The following is a 17,869-nucleotide window of genomic DNA, read 5'->3' on the forward strand; positions in this document are numbered from 1 at the left end:
GTCATGAGATGAATCGGCCTCGGACAAGGCGTGTCTTTTGATGACACGTCAATTGTCCGACATATGTTAACTTATCCATTAACAAAAATCACTGATTTTTAGTGGTAATAACTTGAAAAATACTTGGCATATGTTATCCTGTGCTTGAGGTGGATAGCATGGCAGAAATCAAACATGGTAGAGGGTATGTGTACTCGATCCAATATCATATTGTATGGTGCGTGAAATATCGCCACAAAGTGTTGCTTGACGATATAGATATAAGGGCAAAGGAAATACTCAATCGAATGGCTACAGATCATGGCTTCACGATTTCAGAAATTGAAAGTGATTGTGACCATGTTCATCTCTTGGTTGATTGTAGTCCTCAACATTCAATTCCGAATATCATCAAAGCGTTAAAAGGCGTTTCAGCAAGGTTGCTATTTAAAGAGTTCCCCCAGCTAAAAAAGAAGTTATGGGGAGGGAATCTCTGGAATCCTTCTTACTTTGTGGAAACTGCAAGTGAACACACGGAAGCGCAAATACGACAATACATCCAAAATCAGAAAGTGAGGTGAAAAGCAATATTCGTACATAAAGCGTACAAATTCCGTATCTACCCAACCAAAGAGCAGGAAATCCTAATCGCTAAAACGATGGGGTGCAGTCGATTTGTGTTTAACCACTTCTTAGCGAAGTGGAATGAAACGTACAAGGAAACAGGTAAAGGATTATCATACGGAGTATGTTCTTCCGAACTGCCGAATCTGAAAAAAGAATTACCATGGCTCAAAGAAGTAGACAGCATCGCTATTCAGTCGTCAGTAAAAAACCTGGCTGAGGCCTACTCACGATTCTGTAAGAAGCAGAACGATGCACCACGCTTCAAGTCAAAAAGGAACAAGGTTCAGTCCTATACAACGAAACACACAAACGGAAATATTGCGATTGAAGGAAGTAAGATCAAACTCCCTAAACTTGGACTTGTTCGTTATGCGAAATCAAGAGAAGTAGAAGGACGTTTTCTGTCCGCAACCATTAGGCGCAGTCCTTCTGGCAAATACTTTGTTTCGTTGTTAGTAGAGACAGACGTACAACCATTGCCAGAAACAAACAACGAAGTTGGAATTGATGTCGGACTTAAAGATTTTGCGATTCTCTCAAACGGAGAAGTGTTCGAGAATCCTAAATTTCTACGGAATATGGAAAAAAAACTCATTCGTGAACAACGCACCCTTTCCAGACGAGTGAAAGGTTCTTCAAACTGGAATAAACAACGAATCAAGGTTGCGCGAATCCATGAATGCATTACAAATGCCCGAACAGACTACTTGCAAAAGATTTCAACGCATATTGTCAAAAACCAAGACATCATTGCGATTGAAGATTTGCAAGTGTCTAATATGATGAAGAACCATAAACTTGCCAAAGCGATTAGCGAAGTATCTTGGTATCAATTCAGAACGATGCTTGAATATAAAGCAAAGTGGTATGAACGCACTGTCGTTGCCGTAGGAAAAACCTTTGCTTCCTCTCAGCTCTGTTCGTGTTGTGGATACCAAAACAAGGAAGTTAAAAACCTTAACTTGCGACAATGGAAGTGTCCTTCTTGCTATAGAGAATGGGATCGGGACGTGAACGCAAGTTTGAATATTCTTGCCGAAGGCAAAAGACTACGACCTGCATAATCGCAGTAACCGCAGGAACTGCGGTGATAGCTTGGTGGTACATAATGTACTAATTCTGCTCAGTAGAGCAGACTACCCAAGAATCTCGTGGCTTTAGCCATGAGAGGTTCAAGACATGGATAATAGGAATACATAATAGATAGACCCTTCGGCGAAGAAGTTATGAAGATTTTTAATTTAATGAATCGATGAACGCGAAAATTTGGTGCTTGGATTAGCAGAGGAGGAGGATCATGGCGGAAATCGGAGTTTGGGAACAAGCGGAGCCCGGGGTGACAAGGAAGGTGTTTCAACCCGGAACCGGGCTGATGATGATGGAGGTGCATTTTGAAGAAGGGGCGGAAGGTGCATTGCACAGCCATCCCCATGAGCAGATGAGTTACTGTCTGAAGGGCGCCATCGAATTTTATATCAACGGTGAGACAACTCTGGTGCGTCAGGGAGATACCATCGTCATTCCCGGCGGAGCAGAGCATGGGGTAAAAGCACTGGAACCCTCCGCTCTTTTGGATACGTTTACACCGCTGAGACTGGATTTGCTTGGCCTCTGAGTGCCTAAAGCTGAAGGAAATGTAGAAATGAATGAATAGACTTGAGATGAAGACAGAAAGGAATGGATATGATGAAGCTTTGGGAACAGGATATTCCCGGACATGAGTCGGTGGAAGAGAAATTCACACCCTACATCGTACCTTATCTATTACAAAATGAAACGCCTCACGGAGCCGTGCTTGTCCTTCCGGGCGGTGGATATGAGCGGCGCGCGGATCATGAGGGTGATCCGATTGCCATGTGGCTGAATTCTATTGGGCTATCGGCCTTCGTCGTTCATTACCGTGTTGCCCCTTATCGCCATCCATATCCGCTAGGCGATGCCCAGCGTGCCATCCGGCTTGTAAGACATCACGCCAAGGATTGGAACATCGATCCGGAACGTGTTGGAATTCTCGGGTTCTCGGCAGGCGGACATCTCGCGGCGAGTGCCAGTACGCATTTCGATGAAGGAAACCCGGAGGCCGTGGATGCTGTGGACCGGCAGAGCTCCCGCCCGAACGCTTCTATTCTGTGTTACCCGGTCATTTCATTTAAGGATTATTACCATGAGGGCTCCATGTCCAAGCTGTTGGGAGAGGATCCGCCGGAAGAATTGAGAAATGCGTTGTCGCTTGAGCTTGCGGTGAAACCGGAGACCCCTTCGTCCTTTCTGTGGCATACCGCGGACGACGGCGCGGTTCCCGTTGAGAACAGCCTCTTGTATGCGAAAGCGCTAAGCGAGCAGCGCATCCCTTTTGAGCTTCATGTTTTCCCGGAGGGCCGGCATGGCCTTGGTCTTGCGGAAGAAGATGCCAGTGTTTCGCAATGGACAGGCCTGTGCGCGGGCTGGCTGCAGAAGATCGGATTCCTGTCGCAAGCGGTCGTGCAGGGAAAGTAGGACGAAGCAGCCTAACTTGAGAACTCATGCAAAAAACAAGCTCATCTGAAAATTCAGACGAGCTTGTTCGTATAACCTAAAGATCAGGACCGGCCTCTAATCTCCTGTCGGAGGAACAGGACGTAAGAGATGGCGAAGCAGATCAGCGTGGCTGCGGTCAGTCCGGTAATTTGCGGCCAGACGAGCAGCAGGCTTGAAGGGAAGCGACGGGCAGACCAGTGCTGTTGTGAGCATGGAACCCAAAGGGGGGAGCCGGAGACCGACCGGGCCCGAAACCATCCTGGAGAATAGGGGGCCTTGATGCCCAGATATACAGGAAATGCGCTATCCAAGGGAACACCTTATCTAAAAACAGTGAGTAAATCGAAGGCGGTGAGTACGGGATGTGGCGCGCAGATGCTTTGCTGGAGTCCATGTATAACGAAGCCATGGGACGAACGAAAGACAGGCAGGTTGCCATGAGTGCCGAAGAGCGCAAAGGGCATTTGAAGCAGACGCTTCGGCAATTGATCGGCGAATTTGAATCCAATGACAGGCATAAGCCTGTGCTGCTCGAACAGGAGCCGTGTGACGGATATATTCGGGAGAGGGTGGAGTTATCCGCCGTACCGGGCGTATCCTTTGCGGCGTATGTATTAATTCCGGATGGGAATCAGGGGGAGCCGATGCCGGCAGCCGTCGCTGTTCATGGTCATGGCTATGGCAGTAGGGAGATTGTAGGGCTGAAGCAGGACGGCTCAAGTGATCCCGATGTATCTGGTTTACATCGGCATTTCGCTGTCCAGTTGGTACGACGGGGCATGGTGGTAATCGCTCCGGATGTAGCCGGTTTCGGTGAGCGTCGCCTTGCGGCGGATCTCGCGCGGAATCCGGATGTCCCGAACTCCTGCCACCGGCTGTCCACCCAACTGATGATGCATGGCAAGACGCTCGCCGGTCTCCGTGTTGCCGAGACGCTAAAGGTATCGGAGTACGTGGCCGAGCGTCCCGAGGTTCAAGCTGACAGAATCGGCATCATGGGCTTTTCGGGAGGCGGGCTTATCTCGTTCCTGTGCGCGGCGCTGGATGAACGGATACGGACTGCCGTGCTTGCGGGATATCCCAATACTTTTAAGGACAGCATCATGGCGGTGCAGCACTGTGTATGTAATTATATCCCCGGCATGCTGAACCATGCCGAACTGCCGGAATGGATGGGGTTGATCTCTCCCAGACCCTTGTTTCTGGAGTCGGGAACCCATGATCGGATATTTCCGGCTGCCGGCTTTGAAGCCGCAGCTCATGAGCTCAGGGAAATATATCGGCGCACCGGTGCGGAGGAGAAGCTGCGAACCGATCTGTTCCCCGGGTCACATGAAATCAGCGGCCGTTATTCGTACGACTGGTTGTTTGAACGATTAAGCAGACCGGACTTGTGAATGGTATCCTACCTAGCCGTTTCTTATTAGTACTACATGTAACAGGTCATCGCGCTTATGGGCCGCAACAGACAATGGGTGCAGGTGAAATAAAGCAAAAAATGACTCCTGAATCATCGATCATCAGGAGTCACTTTTTTACATGAGCATGGTTGCCGCTATAGCGCATTAGGTTTACTCGAGGCCATCCTGCCAATCTTCGAGCAGGCAGTTCGCATCGGTATTTAATACCGATTTGGCTTGATCACTGACGTTCCGTCCCATCGGCTCTTTATTCAGGTGCTTGGTGAAATTTTGCATATGCTTGACGGCATGATCCACTCTTCCCAGATCCAGTTGATGCTGTGCCTGGTTAAGAGCGTTGGTCAACTGAGGAATGATCGCTCCGCTTACATCTCCTGAATCCGCGAATCGGGCGATTAATTGTTTGATCGAAAACACGCTGGTGATGACCCGGAACTGGAATGTTTTCTGAAGTTTGTTACCGGAGCGATCTTCAGTCATAACCGTTGCCGTTATGTCGCCCAAGTTACCGGCCAGATCGATGTCGATGGCGTCCTTGGTCAATGGATCCAGCGTATATGCTTTGCCGTTGATCGTTATTTCGGCAAATTGAATGGCGGAAGTGTCCAAGATTTTGAGGCTGAGGACCATGTAATCCTCCAAGGCATCGCCATCCTCCAAGCTCTTGCCATTGGCGGTCAGAGAGAAGGAAGGGGAATCGGTAACCTCGACGGTGACTCCCTGCGAAACATTCCCGGACCGATCAACGGACCGGATGAAGAGCGAGTAATCCTTGCCCGCTTCGATACCCTGTATCACCGCTGTTTGAATTCCCCGATTGACCTCGATGACGTCGCCCACCTGCTGTCCATTGCTCCGCAGCGTAATTTGCACTTTTTGAGCATCGATATCATAAGGACCATCCCAAGACAGCGTTATGTTTCCTTCACCGCGCTTCACCTGCACGTTCTCTACCTCACCCGGGGCAACGTCGTCCTCTTCGGGTATGGTAGGAGGAGCAGGCTCCGTAAATACGGCCGGATCGCCAAAAGTAAATTTATCAAAGTTATATAACCAGTCTCCACCTTTGAAAGACATGAATACAATGTGTTTTCCCGTTACAGGGGTTGTTACATCTGTCGAGAAAACTTTGAAATTCTGCCAGCCTCCGGTCCCTGAGACGGTGGCTGTTGCAATGACCGGACCGCCCAGACTGTCCAGTCTGACCTCGATCGTCCCGCCAGCCGTGGCGCTGGCTGCGTTGACATGGAATTGGGTAGGGCTTTCGCTGCCAAAATCGATATAATTGTACATGGCATAAGGGTTATTCGGACCAAACATCCCGGCCAGGTAAGTTTCCCCGCCGCCGGTTTCTCTGCCGAAGCCTACCCCGTTCGTATAGTTTTCGGCTTCCAGCTTCTCGTAAGCATTTCTTGCTTTTCCTTTCATGGTGGTAAAGGTGAACCACTCCAGATTGAGAGGGTAGTCGCTGCTGTTTGCACCCTTGAAAACAAGGTATACATCGTGAACCCCTACAGCGAGGGTGTCATCGATATTCGCCATGATATCGACCCAGTTATCCCAGCTTCCCAGCGCCGGAATTTGAACGACACCTGCGGTAGGTCCATCCAGACTATCCAATTTAACCTCGATCGTGCCGCCTTGATTGCCGCTGGCCACATGCACCGTGATACCAGCCGCGCCAGATCCGAAATCAATTCCTTCATAAGAGGCATAGGCATTGTGATGGATTGCGTCCAAATATCCGAACTCGGCATGTTTACTAAGTCCTTCGCTGCTGTCGTAATTTCCGGCCTTAAGCTTGGCATAGGCGTCGGTTTCCGTTGGGTCCGTCGTTGTGAATTTAACCCAGTTCAAATTGAATAAATAATCGTCGTTCCTCTTGGTGAAGACAAGATACACATCATGGACGCCGGTTATGGTGCTCGGCTCTCCCTGGTCATCTTTAAGTAGGGTGACGGCATCGATATAATGATTCCAGTCGCCCGTTCCCTCTACGTTCAAGGTCCCGACTTTGGGGCCATCCTTGGAGTCAAGCCGGATCTCGATTTGACCTCCGCCCGTTCCGCTGGACGCTCTGGCAATGAAGCCGATCGCGCCGTCTGATCCAAAATCCACATTTTTGTAAGCGGCATAAGAGCCATGCTGGATTCCGCCTAATTGCAGCGAACCTTCGAATGAACCCTCCAGCACGAATCCGGCCCCGATGTTGTAGCGTTCCGCTTCGATTTTCTCGAAGGGGTTTTTAACGGCATAATGCAGCTCCGCTTCCATTGGCTTGATACCGTTTAAAGCTTGAACGGCTGCGGCCGAGGACCAGGATTCATAGGTTCCGGACAGCAGTTGTCCTGCCCAGTTTCCATCCACGATATGATCCGAATTCCGGTGACTCCAGGCCATTTCGATATTGAATGCAAGCCATTCGTCGAATTCAGCACTGAATTCCGGGTGCTGGCCGGTTTCATCCAGTGTCTTTTGCAAATGGGCCAGATTGCGCATCAGGATCGTTTTGCCGCCTTTCAGATCCCCGTTGGGACCTTCATAATTCAACACCCCGTTTGAATCCACCAGATGGTTTTTGGTGAATTTAGCGGCTTTGACCGCGTCATCGAGGTAAACGGCATTTCCGGTCGCTTTATACAATCCGACGGCCGACCCGATGTATGTACCCTGGTTGTAGTGAGTGGCATCCGGAACCGCGCCATGTTCAATTTCGATGCGGTCGAACACTTTTCCGTTTCCGTCCGTAAGCATCGTTTTGCCCCATCTGAATATTTTGGTTGCCGCGTTTAGATAATGCTCATCTTTCGTAATATCGTAAAGATAAAGCGCCGCTTGCGCCGCCGGGAAATTAATGCACGCATTTTTGGTATTATGGTCGCTGTTCAGCCACCAAATGCCGCCGTTTGCGAACTCTTCATCCCACTGCGTATCGTACACAAAATCGAAATGATCCCTCGCGGCTTCCAAATATCTTGGGCTTCCGGTGATTTGATAGGCTCTGGCGCTTCCCATCGCCCACCACATAATGTCGTCATTGAACGGGTTATTCGTCCAATCTTGGCCGTACTTGGCGACGGTGCCGTCATATACATCGTCGATCTGCGTTTTAAGCTCGGCTTTCAGAGCAGGATCGGATGTATGCTGATACGCATCCATGACCAATTCCCAAAGCTCTGCCTCCACCCAGAAGTCTTGATGCTTTTCGCGCTTCGAGTCCTTCCAGAACATCTTGGCGTTCGGATCCCAAAATGTATCGTTAAAAGCTCTCATCGCTGTATCTCCGTCCGATGCGGTATAGGCGTAGGCTTTGGACGTTCCGATGCCCGGCATGGAACCGAGCATGAGTGCGATAGCCAGAGGTACCGCCAGAAACCTGAAAAGTTGACCTGATCTTAGTGACATGAATGTTCCTCCTCTATTTTCAAATCGAAGCCGATCCGTTTCATTCACGATCGGCTTCATGAGCTTACCGGTTCCGGTTACTACTTGCCGGTCGTAATCACTTTGTTGATTTTTTCGGCCATCACATCCAGTTCGGTGATTGGGGCTTTGCCCATCAGAATGTTTTTCCATGATGCTTCAATGAACGGGTACGCTTTGCCTGCCCATGCCGACAGGAAACGAACCGGCTGCGTATTCTGGGATTTCAGAATATGATCAAGGCCTTCGCCCACTTCAGGATGTCCGGCCGCTTTCAGCGCCTCGTAATAAGCTGCGGAAGATGCTTGATAGGCTGCAGGAGCCACCGGGGTTGAAGGGAGGACTTCCTCGTACATTTTGGAATCCAGGTACTTGAGCACTTTCCATACAGCTTCCGGATTTTTAAGCGTTGCCGGACTGGACCAGCCTACAGCGTCATAAATCTCGGTCTGGCTGTTTACCACCGGCATCGGCACGTAACCCCACTCCAATTCCTTCGGAGCCGTACGGATCAAATCATCGGCTACCCATTGCCCCTGCAGGGTCATCGGGACTTTACCTTGCTTGAACGAACTCATGGCATTCGTTAAGTCAAAGGTAGGGGGATTCATGTAACCGTTTGCAATGGCGGATTTATATTTTTCGACTCCCTCTCTGAACGGGTCACTGATTTCCACCTTCGTTGGATTGATGATGGCATCAGCGAAGGGAGCGCCACTTGCGGATACCGAATAGAGAGAGACGTGGAAGGGGTCAAGGGGAGCGTAATAACCAAATTGCTGCACGCCGCCCTGATTGCTCGAAAGTTCTTCCATCGCCGTGAAGAATTCATCATAGGTCCAGCCAATCTTCGGTTCCGGAAGGCCTGCATCCTGGAATGATTTTTTATTGTAAAAAATGCCGTATGTGTTCAAGAGGCCGGGCAATCCGACCAACTTGCCTTCATAGTACCAGCTGTCTACCACACCGTCGTAAAAGCCCTCCATGAACGCTTTGTCCTGTGTTGCAAGCTCCGTCCAGTCATAGAGAAGTCCTTTGCCGGCATTATCGAGCAGCATGTCGTTGCCGGTCATGAAGATGTCGGGTGCTTTCTTTGCCGTGATCATTCCGTTAATCTTTACACCGTAATTGTCCAATGGAGTAGGGATGAGTTTCACTTTGATGTCGGGGTTATCCTCTTCGAATTTTTTCATGGATGCCATGATTTTTTCGTTCATGGCCGCCGACTCCCAAGTAATCATCGTGACTTCGACGGGTTTCTTGGACCCGGCGTTGTCTTCTCCGGATGGTGTGTTTCCGGGGCTCACCGAACCGGAGCCTCCGCCGCAAGCGGCTAGCAAACTTGAAAATAACAGTAAAGCGATGATTCCGCTGGCCCACCTTCTAACACCCTGTCTCATTGAAAGACCTCCCCAATGGTTAATTTAATGAACTGAACATCACATGGTTTTTACTTCAGTCAGTTAGGATCGGCATCACCTCCCATACAGTCGGAAGTTTTACTTTAAACCCGCGGAATTCATGGAGCCGAGCCCCTGCATAAAAAACTTCTGGCCAAAGAAGAAGAGCAGCAGCATCGGCAGGATATAAATTAAATCCGCGGCCATAAACAGATTCCAGGCTGTTGCATAGGTGCCCGTATAGGTAGCCATCGCCAGTGACAGCGTCCATTTGCTTGGGTCGATAATATAGAGCAGAGGTTCCAAATATTGATTCCATGCCCCTTGGAACGCAAATATCACCATGGTCATGATGACCGGCATGGACATAGGCACCAGTACCTTGAGCAGCACATAAAGGTCCGATGCTCCGTCTATTTTGGCAGCCTCGTCAAATGAAACGGAGATCGTTCTTATATACTGGACAAACAGGAACGAGAACGTGGCGTTTCCAAAAAAGGCGGGCACGATAATCGGCAGCCAGGAATCGTACCATCCAATGCTGGTGTACAGGTTAAACATAGGGATCATGCCTACAAATCCGGGAAGCATAAGGCTCCCTATAAAAAGCGAGAACCACAGTTTACGTCCCGGGAACTTCAGCCGTGCGAGCCCGTAGCCCACCAGCACCGAGCTTATAATCTGTCCGATCGTGCAGGTAATCGCGATAAAGAGGGAGTTGCCAAACGTTTGCCAAAAGTTGATTTCTTTTGTTCCAGTTACAAAATTGGACCAATGAAATTCCCGCGGAAACCATTCGGGCGGAATTTTGAACACGTCATTGTTGCTCTTCAGCGCAATGGTAACCATCCACAAGAGGGGGAACAGCATCGCAATGGCGCCGATCGCCAATAAGATAAAACGAATGGTGTCTATCCAGTTAAACCGTACTCTTCGCTTTACGCGTATGTCCGCTGCATTTAGATTTCCTCGTTGTTTGGGCCGTACTTCCGCTTGCATCACTTCTTACCCCCTTATTTGTCGCTTTCGTAATAAACGAACCGGTTGGAGTACCGGTAAGAAATCACGGTAAAGATCATGATGATGACGAACAGTACCCACACTTCCGCGATTGCATAGCCAAACATTCTTCCATTGAAGGCGTCGGTATAGATTTTGTAATTCAGCAGGGAGGTGGAAAAGTTCGGGCCGCCTCCGGTCAACACCTGAATCTGGTTAAACGCCTGGAATGCACCGATGATGCCGAGTATAAGCTGCAGGAACAGGATCGGGGTGATCATGGGCAGCGTAATGTTTAACGACATCCGCCACCTGGAGGCGCCGTCGACTTCCGCCGCTTCATACATTTCCTGGGGAACCGACTGCAGACCGCTCAGAAAAATGATGACACTGGATCCGACCTGCCATAAACCGATTAACACAATGGATGGAAGTGCTGTCGTTTCGCTGGTCAGCCAAGTACCCGGTGGTAGTCCGAACTCTCTTAGCAGCGAATTCGCCAGACCATATTGCGGCTCATAAATAAATTGCCACAACGTGAGCGTGGCGATGGAGGGAACGACGACGGGAAGATAAAAGATCGTGCGGAACCATTTGATGCCGGTCAAGTTTTTGTTCAGCATCATGGCCAATAACAAGCCTAGAATCAGTGATAAAGGAACACTCAGCATCACGAAGTAAAACGTTGCCCGGATCGAAGGCCAAAAAGCCGGATCTTCGGTGAACAGGTATCTAAAGTTCTCAAAGCCGACAAAACGGGGAGAATCGTACCCGCTCCATTCTGTCATGGCGTAATACATGGACGACAACAGGGGGTAGGCGACAAAAACGCTGAAGCCGATAATGGACGGTAAAATGAACAGATATCCGATGACCCAGCCGCGAAGCTTCCTATTGGTTCCCATGGTGATCCCGATGACCTCCTCCGATATCATTCGCTTTGACTCGAATGCCGCAGTAATCCATAATCAGCTCGCAAAACATCATGTTAGCCCAGGAAAACCATGGGCGGGTATAACAGGCAGGGTCGTCGACCAGAAATCCTTCATGCATCATGCCGGTGCCTGCATTGGTATCCGCCATCAGCCGAAGCAGCCGAAATTTCTCTTCCCGATCCGTGGTCGTCAAACCTTGAATCGCCAGCGCAATCGGCCAAATATAACGATCAGGCGTATGGGGGCTTCCAACGCCCGCAGCGGCAGTGCCTTGATAATAATACGGATTGGCGTGGCTCAGCACGAACCTGCGGGTATTTTGATAGACCGGGTCATCAGCGCTTGTGTAACCCAAATACGGAATGGACAAAAGGCTGGGGACGTTGGCGTCATCCATTAGCAGGTGGCTTCCCATCCCGTCCGTTTCATAGGCATAAATTTTGCCATATTCGGGATGCTCGAGAACGCCGTACGACTCAATGCCATGTCGGATCTCTCCGGCAAGTTTCTCCGCCTCCGCTTCCAACTCGGGATCGCGCAGGACATCGCGGGAAATCTCCGCCAGATATCCAAGCACAACGACGGCGAACATATTGGATGGAATGAGGTATCCGTAGGCGCAGGCGTCGTCGCTCGGGCGGAAGCCGGACCAGGTCATTCCCGTATAAGCCACCTCCGTCCCTTTTCCGCCGCGCGGCAGCGTGTCGCTTGGAGGACAATCGAAGCGTTCGAAGTAATACGGCGAATCGGTTTCGTGATGCTGCTCGGTTCGCCAGATGTCCAGAATGACCCTGGCGGCTGAATGGAACGTTTGATCCAGATGCGAGGTTCTGCCGGTTTCTTTCCATAACAGATAAGCAAGCTGGATGGGATAGCATAACGAATCGATCTCATATTTGCGCTCCCATAGCCATGGATTCATGGCGGTGCGGTCGTTCTGGTGGCCTTGACCGGAAGGCGAATCATTGAATGCATTGGCGTATGGATCAAGCAGGATGAATTCTGTTTGCCTGCGTACGAGCCCCTCGATCAAATCGGCCAGCTTCTCGTCTTGGCCCGCTGGAACGAGGAAGGGGCGGATTTGCGCAGCCGAATCCCTCAGCCACATGGCCGGAATATCGCCGGTAATGACAAAGGTGGTACCGTCGGGCTGTTTTTGAATGGTCGAACCCAGCGTATTGTCCAGCATGCTCCTGAACATATGTCCGAGCTTCGGGTAAGCTGTGGTGCCTTCGGTTATCGTGCGGTTCAAATCATGCAGTACAGAAAAATAGTCCAACGTGTACATGTAAGCTCTTCTCCCTTCCATTCTTCAGGGTGTTGATCGTTTTGTTAGGTCATTATATAAAACGCTTACATTTAATATAATTACATACCAATTTAATGTCAATATATTATATTGATAAAATTATGGCTGTTATATTATGTGGGTGTGTGAATATCTTATCGGTCACTCTGCCGGTTCTTAATTTTATTATTTCCCAAAGTCAACGTCCCTCGTTTTGATAGCAGATATGCTGGATAGTGAATGATTGATTTGAGGCAAAAGCATGGTTTTAAATCAGGGGCAACCCGTGGCTCAAACGCAATGTATTGATTATTATGGCTTTTTTTATAACATGATATATTGGTATATTTCGATAAATCGGCCCCTTCGTTGCCGTTGTTCGTTGCTTGGTTCAGGAATCAAAAAAACAAATGTCGTATATTTGCGAAATTTCTTTTATGAAGTGACGGGCAGATATCGGGGAATTAACGTTTTTACGGATCACTTTCCCGCGTACAGGCACTTCTGGGCCGTTGCCTACATAGAATGAGAAGACCGAGAAACCGAGCGCGATAAGGGCCGGTTGCATTGTAACTTCGCAGGAGGTGTCCTAAAGTGCCTGGATTGTTTACCGCAATTGCTTTGTTCATAAAAGAGTTGACCCTGCTCGTTTCGTACGTGAAAAACAACGCGTTTCCCCAGCCTCTGACCGAGGAAGAGGAAGCTAAACATCTGAAGCGAATGGCCGAAGGCGATCCTCAATCACGCAATAAACTAATTGAGCATAATCTTCGGCTGGTTGCCCACATCGTCAAAAAGTTCGATAACACCGGCGAGGATTTAGAAGATTTGATTTCCATCGGGACGATAGGACTCATCAAGGCAATAGAAAGCTTCAGGCCGAATAAAGGCACGAAGCTGGCGACATTTGCTGCCCGTTGTATAGAAAATGAAATACTGATGCATTTGCGTTCCTTGAAGAAGACACGAAAAGACGTATCCCTCCATGATCCGATTGGAACGGACAAAGAGGGAAATGAAATTACATTAATTGACATTTTAGGAACGGAAGCGGATGATATCGTGGATGCCGTGCAGTTAAAGATTGAGAAGAGCAAGATCTACCGGAACCTCGATATATTGGACGACCGGGAGAAGGAAGTCGTTATTGGTCGTTTTGGACTGGAAGCCGGCGGAGAAGAACGGACGCAGCGTGAGATCGCCAAGGAACTCGGCATATCGCGCAGCTATGTATCGCGGATTGAGAAGCGGGCGCTGATGAAGCTATATCATGAATTTTACAAACAGAAACGGTAAGAAGAAGTCTGTGTTAACCACTGATGACCGAAACGGGAATGTCGATATAGAGCAGCTAAAGCCACTTCCTGTGTTGGAAGTGGCTTTAGCTGGTTTTCCCGGGGTCGAGAAAACCAGCCTCTTGCTTGGCAAGAGGCTTCTATCATAGGGATAGGATGATTATTTCCGTATTTGAGCTGAGCCGCTCGCTTGATTTATGTAGGATTCAGTTCGCTCGGCTTGTTGAGTGAAGCCGCATAGGACTCTCGGATTTATACTGCTGCCATTGCAGCACGCGGCGAATGGCCATCGGAGCGATGATGCTGCCAATCATGCCGAGCAGATCGGATTGAAGTGCTTTTTGAGCGATGATGAAACCGCAAGACCCGCCGATAAATTCAATGGACATATAGCGCTTTACGCTGGATAACGTGACAACATAAATCACGAATTCATCCTGCTCCTTGATGATGGGCATGACGTACTCCCCCACTCCTTCAAGTCTCTGTAACTGCGGACAACGGATTTCTTCCTTCTTGGAATCGTACGACTCTCTCGCAAGAAAAACATCCGCTAAAAGCGGTCTGTCTTCTGAGTGACTACGACGTTAGACGTTTTTTCATATGCCATCTTATGTATTTTTATAGGCTATTATGCTTTCCGAGCGAGGATACAAGCCCTGTTACGACAAGAACTAACCGTCTTGGCCATAGAAAAACTGCACCTCCAAATGTTAGATGGTGTCTAACGAGTGGGGTGCAGTTCACGACGGTTGGTTTTTTAGTTCGGCTCTATTCGGGTTTCCTTTGTCCCGGGTCTGCTTGAATGCTCTCATCTTCACCGGGATACTCCCGTTCGATGCCCATGTGCAGGTTGCGATCCTCATAATCAAACCGATTCGGAGGCCGCTGATCCTTGCGCCATGGGGTGCTCTTGCCAAGGGAATCGCTGCGGAGATTGGAACCGTAAGGCCCCTCGGGAAACTCCTCGGCCACCAGATCGTTCCGCTGTGACTCAACGGTGGATAGGTCCGTAAAGTTATCCCGTTCTTCCTTCTCAAATCCGTTCATTCTTGAGGCCTCCCGAAAAGGTACTTAAGCTACCGTTTCAGTGTTCCCCTGAACAGATGGAATCATTCCGTTATGTGGCCTGGCTTCCCCCATCTGCATGACATGGAGTGTTACCGGTCCCGTGTCTCTTTCGTCAATTAACAACTCAAACATGCCTGGATCCTCTACTATAATCCTGCAGCGCCGAATACGCTGTCGAAGGCTCGCCGTGATTTAGCGATCAATTCCTCAGGAGTCCCGGTCGGCGTGAAAGGCGTCAATATTTCTTGTGTAACCGGGCCTGCATAGCCGATATCGTTCAGAGCTTGAAGGAACCCCGGAAGATTAATTACGCCTTCACCCGGATAAAGCCGATCATTATCGAGAACATCCCCCACGGGAATGTCCTTCGCATCGTTAATGTGGACATGAACGATTTGTTCGGCGCGCAGCTGCCGGATATCCGACACCGTCATCTCATTGGTGTACCAGTGATAGGCATCATACAGCAGCCCGACATTCGGTTCGCCGATGGCATCGATCCAATCCAAAGTTTCTTGTACCGTCCAGATGAACGGGTTCTTCCATTGGGTGCGCAGATGATGCGGTCCTACAAACTCCAAGGCTAATCGGATTCCGTATGCCCCCAAAATGCTGGCACAAGCCCGCAGCCTTGTGGTGGCCAGCGCCATGAAATGAGCTGCGGATGCGTCCGTGGAAGGAAGAATGTATGTACAGCAGCGAGTGCAGCCGAGGGCCTTGGCAGCTGCCGCTGCAGCCGGCAGTTTCTCGAGTCCGCTTAGGAACTGCTCGTCCGATCCTCTCCATTCCACGGGAAGACCGATTGCCCCAACTTCCAGTTGGCGGGATTGCAGCATATCGGCTGCTGCTCCCACGCCTAGGCGGTCTACAAGACCTTTGGCATCGATATCGACGCATTGGAATTCATATTTGGCCGCGAGTTCGATAAACTGTAAATCGCTTTCAAGTTTTCCGAGTCCTGCGCTTGTTAAACCTTGCAGCATATTCATCGTCTCCATTCGATATAAGATGTCGTATTGCTCTGGCGGGCGCATCGTTTATATCAACCCGTTGGTTTTTCATAGTTTCTATTATGATATGTTCAACTCTATAAATCTATGATAGCTTTTTAATTTTTTTAGAAAAGATAACGATTTGGGCCCCCGATCAATTCGTTATTTCGTAATAAACCGGCATGAATTCCTACCGTTTCGAAAGGAGTTGCGGATGTATTGCCGAAATAACCATGTTACAAGAACCCACACTTCACTCGCGAAAAGGAGATTTAACTCAGAATGAATACCATTAAGCTGCGTAAGAAAGAGCTTGGCAACTTGTATCCGGAACCTACAATCAACGAGGAGGTAGTGAATCGATTTTGGGAGGAAGTGTTGAAGTCGTATAGCGACAAGCCGCTTCACATGGCCAGTCAGCCGGAAGCGACGCCATATCCCCATATGAAGGTATCCAAGGTAACCTATCATGGTTATGATGATACCCCCATCAATGCTTGGTATATAGCTCCAACTATACAACCTTCGGACGAAAAACCCCGACCGTGTATCGTAACCTTCCCGGGTTATTCCGGAGACCGCGGATTTCCAGAACGGTATGCTCACTGGCTGATGCTGGGTTATACGGTGTTTGCTGCGGACGTCAGGGGACAGGGTGGGGAGACGGGGAATCTGCTGCCGTTGGACAGCGGCGTGGTTAGGGGCTGGGTGACACAGGGGATTACAGATATTCGTCGCTCCTATTACATGGCAGTCGTTATGGATGCTGTGAGAGCGGTGGATGTGGCATCGCAGCAACCCGGAGTGGATCCGAAAAAAATTGCCGTGGTAGGCGGCAGTCAGGGTGGCGGACTGTCTCTGCTGGCAGGGGCCCTGAATCCGAAGGTCGCGGCCATTGTGGCCGACATTCCCAACATGTGCAGAATGGATTACGGGATTCTGCATTCGGTCAGCTCGCTGAACGAAATCGCCCAATACATCAAGCGGTACCCGGAGCAATTGGATCGGATCCTGGAGCATCTCTCGTACTTTGACATGCTGAATCTCGCTCCGCGAATCCAGGTGCCAGTCATGGTATCCGTCGGCTGGAAGGATACGGTCTGCATGCCCGAAACTATATATGCCGCATACAACCGAGTGAAATCGGCAAAAGAAATAAGAGACTATCCGTTCTCTGGCCATGAAGTCAATGAGTACCAGAAGCGGGAGGGCGTCTTGTTCCTGGAACGAATTTTTAACGGGAATAGAAAATAGAACATGGTGACAGATTTAGGGTAAGGGCGCTGGGCCCGACGGTCGCAAAGGACTGCTCTTTATATAGGCAGGCAGCGGACAGGTGCAAACGGAATCACACTTAAAGTGCATCATATTAATGTTATATAAAATGACATATATTAAATATTTGTTATATTTTTTGACGTGAACGTATTGACAACTACCCGATATCGCCTATAATTATACCCAAGGACAGAAAAAACTCGATAAACACCCTATACCTACCCGGTCAATGTGATATTAATTTACACAAAGGGATGTTGAACCATGATGACAGCAGGCGAGCTCAAACAGGATCTTTTGAGGGTTTACAACGCGATAAATAAGAAAATATTTAACGTGGGTGTAAAGCAGCAAAAAGTCGATTTCGTTGGCAACAAAATCATCATTATATCGAGAAATAGTAGAGTCCCCGTCCTCAAACTGCTGGATGAGAATTACCCCCTCTCTACCCGGCAGTTGGACCACCTTTTATTCCAGGTGTTCAAACATGAGATTAAGGTCTCCCTGGAACAGCAGTTTCAATTTAAAATCATCTCCGTTCTTAAAGACTATGATGCAGAGACCGAGTTTTCCGGTACCATCGTATTCTTGGAGAAGGAGGTCGAAGCATATCTGAACGACATGCCGGAACTCAAGTAGAGAGC

The 17,869-nt window shown here is 49.2% G+C and carries 17 protein-coding genes and 1 pseudogene; 8 read left to right on the forward strand and 10 right to left on the reverse strand.

The window, feature by feature from the left end; genetic code table 11:
- Nucleotides 1-158 precede the first annotated feature (158 nt).
- From tnpA to J7E85_RS10175, 4 genes are all read left to right on the forward strand, one after another.
- Nucleotides 159-560 (forward strand): IS200/IS605 family transposase, encoded by a 402-nt coding sequence (gene tnpA / locus J7E85_RS10160; RefSeq protein ID WP_215157419.1) that lies wholly within the window; start codon nucleotides 159-161, stop codon nucleotides 558-560.
- A gap of 6 nt (nucleotides 561-566) precedes the next feature.
- Entirely contained in the window at nucleotides 567-1,670 is a 1,104-nt protein-coding gene (gene tnpB / locus J7E85_RS10165) for an IS200/IS605 family element RNA-guided endonuclease TnpB (RefSeq protein WP_215157720.1), read from the forward strand.
- A gap of 233 nt (nucleotides 1,671-1,903) precedes the next feature.
- Nucleotides 1,904-2,221 carry a cupin domain-containing protein gene (locus J7E85_RS10170; RefSeq protein WP_215157421.1) on the forward strand — a complete coding sequence of 106 codons (318 nt, stop codon included), beginning with the start codon at nucleotides 1,904-1,906 and terminating at the stop codon, nucleotides 2,219-2,221.
- Between the two features lie 71 nt (nucleotides 2,222-2,292).
- Entirely contained in the window at nucleotides 2,293-3,102 is an 810-nt protein-coding gene (locus J7E85_RS10175; RefSeq protein ID WP_215157722.1) for an alpha/beta hydrolase, read from the forward strand.
- Nucleotides 3,103-3,185: 83 nt separating this feature from the next.
- Here J7E85_RS10175 and J7E85_RS33985 read toward each other — a convergent pair.
- A pseudogene (locus J7E85_RS33985) lies at nucleotides 3,186-3,305 on the reverse strand (ABC transporter permease); the annotation flags it as partial.
- A 180-nt stretch (nucleotides 3,306-3,485) separates the two neighbouring features.
- Between J7E85_RS33985 and J7E85_RS10185 the strand changes: the two are divergent.
- Nucleotides 3,486-4,520, forward strand: coding sequence for a dienelactone hydrolase family protein (locus tag J7E85_RS10185; protein ID WP_215157425.1), 1,035 nt, complete (start codon nucleotides 3,486-3,488; stop codon nucleotides 4,518-4,520).
- Nucleotides 4,521-4,694: 174 nt separating this feature from the next.
- Here J7E85_RS10185 and J7E85_RS10190 read toward each other — a convergent pair whose 3' ends face one another.
- From J7E85_RS10190 to J7E85_RS10210, 5 genes are all read right to left on the reverse strand, one after another.
- Nucleotides 4,695-7,949 (reverse strand): carbohydrate-binding protein, encoded by a 3,255-nt coding sequence (locus tag J7E85_RS10190; RefSeq protein WP_215157427.1) that lies wholly within the window; start codon nucleotides 7,947-7,949, stop codon nucleotides 4,695-4,697.
- Nucleotides 7,950-8,029: 80 nt separating this feature from the next.
- Nucleotides 8,030-9,367 carry an ABC transporter substrate-binding protein gene (locus J7E85_RS10195; protein ID WP_215157429.1) on the reverse strand — a complete coding sequence of 446 codons (1,338 nt, stop codon included), beginning with the start codon at nucleotides 9,365-9,367 and terminating at the stop codon, nucleotides 8,030-8,032.
- Between the two features lie 99 nt (nucleotides 9,368-9,466).
- On the reverse strand, nucleotides 9,467-10,366 hold the full coding sequence (locus tag J7E85_RS10200; protein WP_215157431.1) for a carbohydrate ABC transporter permease: 900 nt from the start codon (nucleotides 10,364-10,366) through the stop codon (nucleotides 9,467-9,469).
- Between the two features lie 14 nt (nucleotides 10,367-10,380).
- Nucleotides 10,381-11,271 carry a carbohydrate ABC transporter permease gene (locus J7E85_RS10205; protein ID WP_215157432.1) on the reverse strand — a complete coding sequence of 297 codons (891 nt, stop codon included), beginning with the start codon at nucleotides 11,269-11,271 and terminating at the stop codon, nucleotides 10,381-10,383.
- Nucleotides 11,258-12,589, reverse strand: coding sequence for a glycoside hydrolase family 125 protein (locus J7E85_RS10210; protein WP_215157433.1), 1,332 nt, complete (start codon nucleotides 12,587-12,589; stop codon nucleotides 11,258-11,260). The genes J7E85_RS10205 and J7E85_RS10210 overlap by 14 nt, the downstream gene beginning before the upstream one ends.
- Before the next feature lie 594 nt (nucleotides 12,590-13,183).
- Between J7E85_RS10210 and sigK the strand changes: the two genes are divergently transcribed.
- Entirely contained in the window at nucleotides 13,184-13,885 is a 702-nt protein-coding gene (sigK, locus tag J7E85_RS10215; protein ID WP_215157434.1) for an RNA polymerase sporulation sigma factor SigK, read from the forward strand.
- Between the two features lie 205 nt (nucleotides 13,886-14,090).
- On the opposite strand, the gene J7E85_RS10220 is transcribed toward sigK, so the two are convergent.
- From J7E85_RS10220 to J7E85_RS10230, 4 genes are all read right to left on the reverse strand, one after another.
- On the reverse strand, nucleotides 14,091-14,342 hold the full coding sequence (locus tag J7E85_RS10220; protein WP_215157435.1) for a hypothetical protein: 252 nt from the start codon (nucleotides 14,340-14,342) through the stop codon (nucleotides 14,091-14,093).
- Nucleotides 14,343-14,655: 313 nt separating this feature from the next.
- A complete protein-coding gene (locus tag J7E85_RS10225) occupies nucleotides 14,656-14,934 on the reverse strand; it encodes a hypothetical protein (protein WP_215157436.1) in 279 nt (92 codons plus the stop codon).
- A gap of 24 nt (nucleotides 14,935-14,958) precedes the next feature.
- On the reverse strand, nucleotides 14,959-15,087 hold the full coding sequence (locus tag J7E85_RS34550) for a hypothetical protein (protein WP_285228806.1): 129 nt from the start codon (nucleotides 15,085-15,087) through the stop codon (nucleotides 14,959-14,961).
- A 14-nt stretch (nucleotides 15,088-15,101) separates the two neighbouring features.
- Nucleotides 15,102-15,938, reverse strand: coding sequence for a sugar phosphate isomerase/epimerase family protein (locus J7E85_RS10230; RefSeq protein ID WP_215157437.1), 837 nt, complete (start codon nucleotides 15,936-15,938; stop codon nucleotides 15,102-15,104).
- 291 nt (nucleotides 15,939-16,229) lie between these two features.
- Between J7E85_RS10230 and J7E85_RS10235 the strand changes: the two genes are divergently transcribed.
- Together J7E85_RS10235 and J7E85_RS10240 are read left to right on the forward strand one after the other, a co-directional pair.
- Nucleotides 16,230-17,201 (forward strand): acetylxylan esterase, encoded by a 972-nt coding sequence (locus J7E85_RS10235; RefSeq protein WP_215157439.1) that lies wholly within the window; start codon nucleotides 16,230-16,232, stop codon nucleotides 17,199-17,201.
- Between the two features lie 288 nt (nucleotides 17,202-17,489).
- Nucleotides 17,490-17,864 carry a Na-translocating system protein MpsC family protein gene (locus tag J7E85_RS10240; RefSeq protein WP_215157441.1) on the forward strand — a complete coding sequence of 125 codons (375 nt, stop codon included), beginning with the start codon at nucleotides 17,490-17,492 and terminating at the stop codon, nucleotides 17,862-17,864.
- Nucleotides 17,865-17,869 lie beyond the last annotated feature (5 nt).

Source organism: Paenibacillus sp. ISL-20 (assembly GCF_018613005.1).
Lineage (GTDB): Bacteria > Bacillota > Bacilli > Paenibacillales > Paenibacillaceae > Paenibacillus_AQ.

What these genes read in the sequence shown, in the direction of transcription:
- tnpA (WP_215157419.1), top strand. Translation starts at nt 159, where the DNA reads ATGGCAGAAATCAAACATGGTAGAGGGTATGTGTACTCGATCCAATAT.
- J7E85_RS10170 (WP_215157421.1), top strand. Translation starts at nt 1,904, where the DNA reads ATGGCGGAAATCGGAGTTTGGGAACAAGCGGAGCCCGGGGTGACAAGG.
- J7E85_RS10175 (WP_215157722.1), top strand. Translation starts at nt 2,293, where the DNA reads ATGAAGCTTTGGGAACAGGATATTCCCGGACATGAGTCGGTGGAAGAG.
- J7E85_RS10185 (WP_215157425.1), top strand. Translation starts at nt 3,486, where the DNA reads ATGTGGCGCGCAGATGCTTTGCTGGAGTCCATGTATAACGAAGCCATG.
- J7E85_RS10190 (WP_215157427.1), bottom strand. Translation starts at nt 7,949, where the DNA reads ATGTCACTAAGATCAGGTCAACTTTTCAGGTTTCTGGCGGTACCTCTG.
- J7E85_RS10195 (WP_215157429.1), bottom strand. Translation starts at nt 9,367, where the DNA reads ATGAGACAGGGTGTTAGAAGGTGGGCCAGCGGAATCATCGCTTTACTG.
- J7E85_RS10200 (WP_215157431.1), bottom strand. Translation starts at nt 10,366, where the DNA reads ATGCAAGCGGAAGTACGGCCCAAACAACGAGGAAATCTAAATGCAGCG.
- J7E85_RS10205 (WP_215157432.1), bottom strand. Translation starts at nt 11,271, where the DNA reads ATGGGAACCAATAGGAAGCTTCGCGGCTGGGTCATCGGATATCTGTTC.
- J7E85_RS10210 (WP_215157433.1), bottom strand. Translation starts at nt 12,589, where the DNA reads ATGTACACGTTGGACTATTTTTCTGTACTGCATGATTTGAACCGCACG.
- J7E85_RS10220 (WP_215157435.1), bottom strand. Translation starts at nt 14,342, where the DNA reads ATGCCCATCATCAAGGAGCAGGATGAATTCGTGATTTATGTTGTCACG.
- J7E85_RS10225 (WP_215157436.1), bottom strand. Translation starts at nt 14,934, where the DNA reads ATGAACGGATTTGAGAAGGAAGAACGGGATAACTTTACGGACCTATCC.
- J7E85_RS34550 (WP_285228806.1), bottom strand. Translation starts at nt 15,087, where the DNA reads ATGTTTGAGTTGTTAATTGACGAAAGAGACACGGGACCGGTAACACTC.
- J7E85_RS10230 (WP_215157437.1), bottom strand. Translation starts at nt 15,938, where the DNA reads ATGCTGCAAGGTTTAACAAGCGCAGGACTCGGAAAACTTGAAAGCGAT.
- J7E85_RS10235 (WP_215157439.1), top strand. Translation starts at nt 16,230, where the DNA reads ATGAATACCATTAAGCTGCGTAAGAAAGAGCTTGGCAACTTGTATCCG.
- J7E85_RS10240 (WP_215157441.1), top strand. Translation starts at nt 17,490, where the DNA reads ATGATGACAGCAGGCGAGCTCAAACAGGATCTTTTGAGGGTTTACAAC.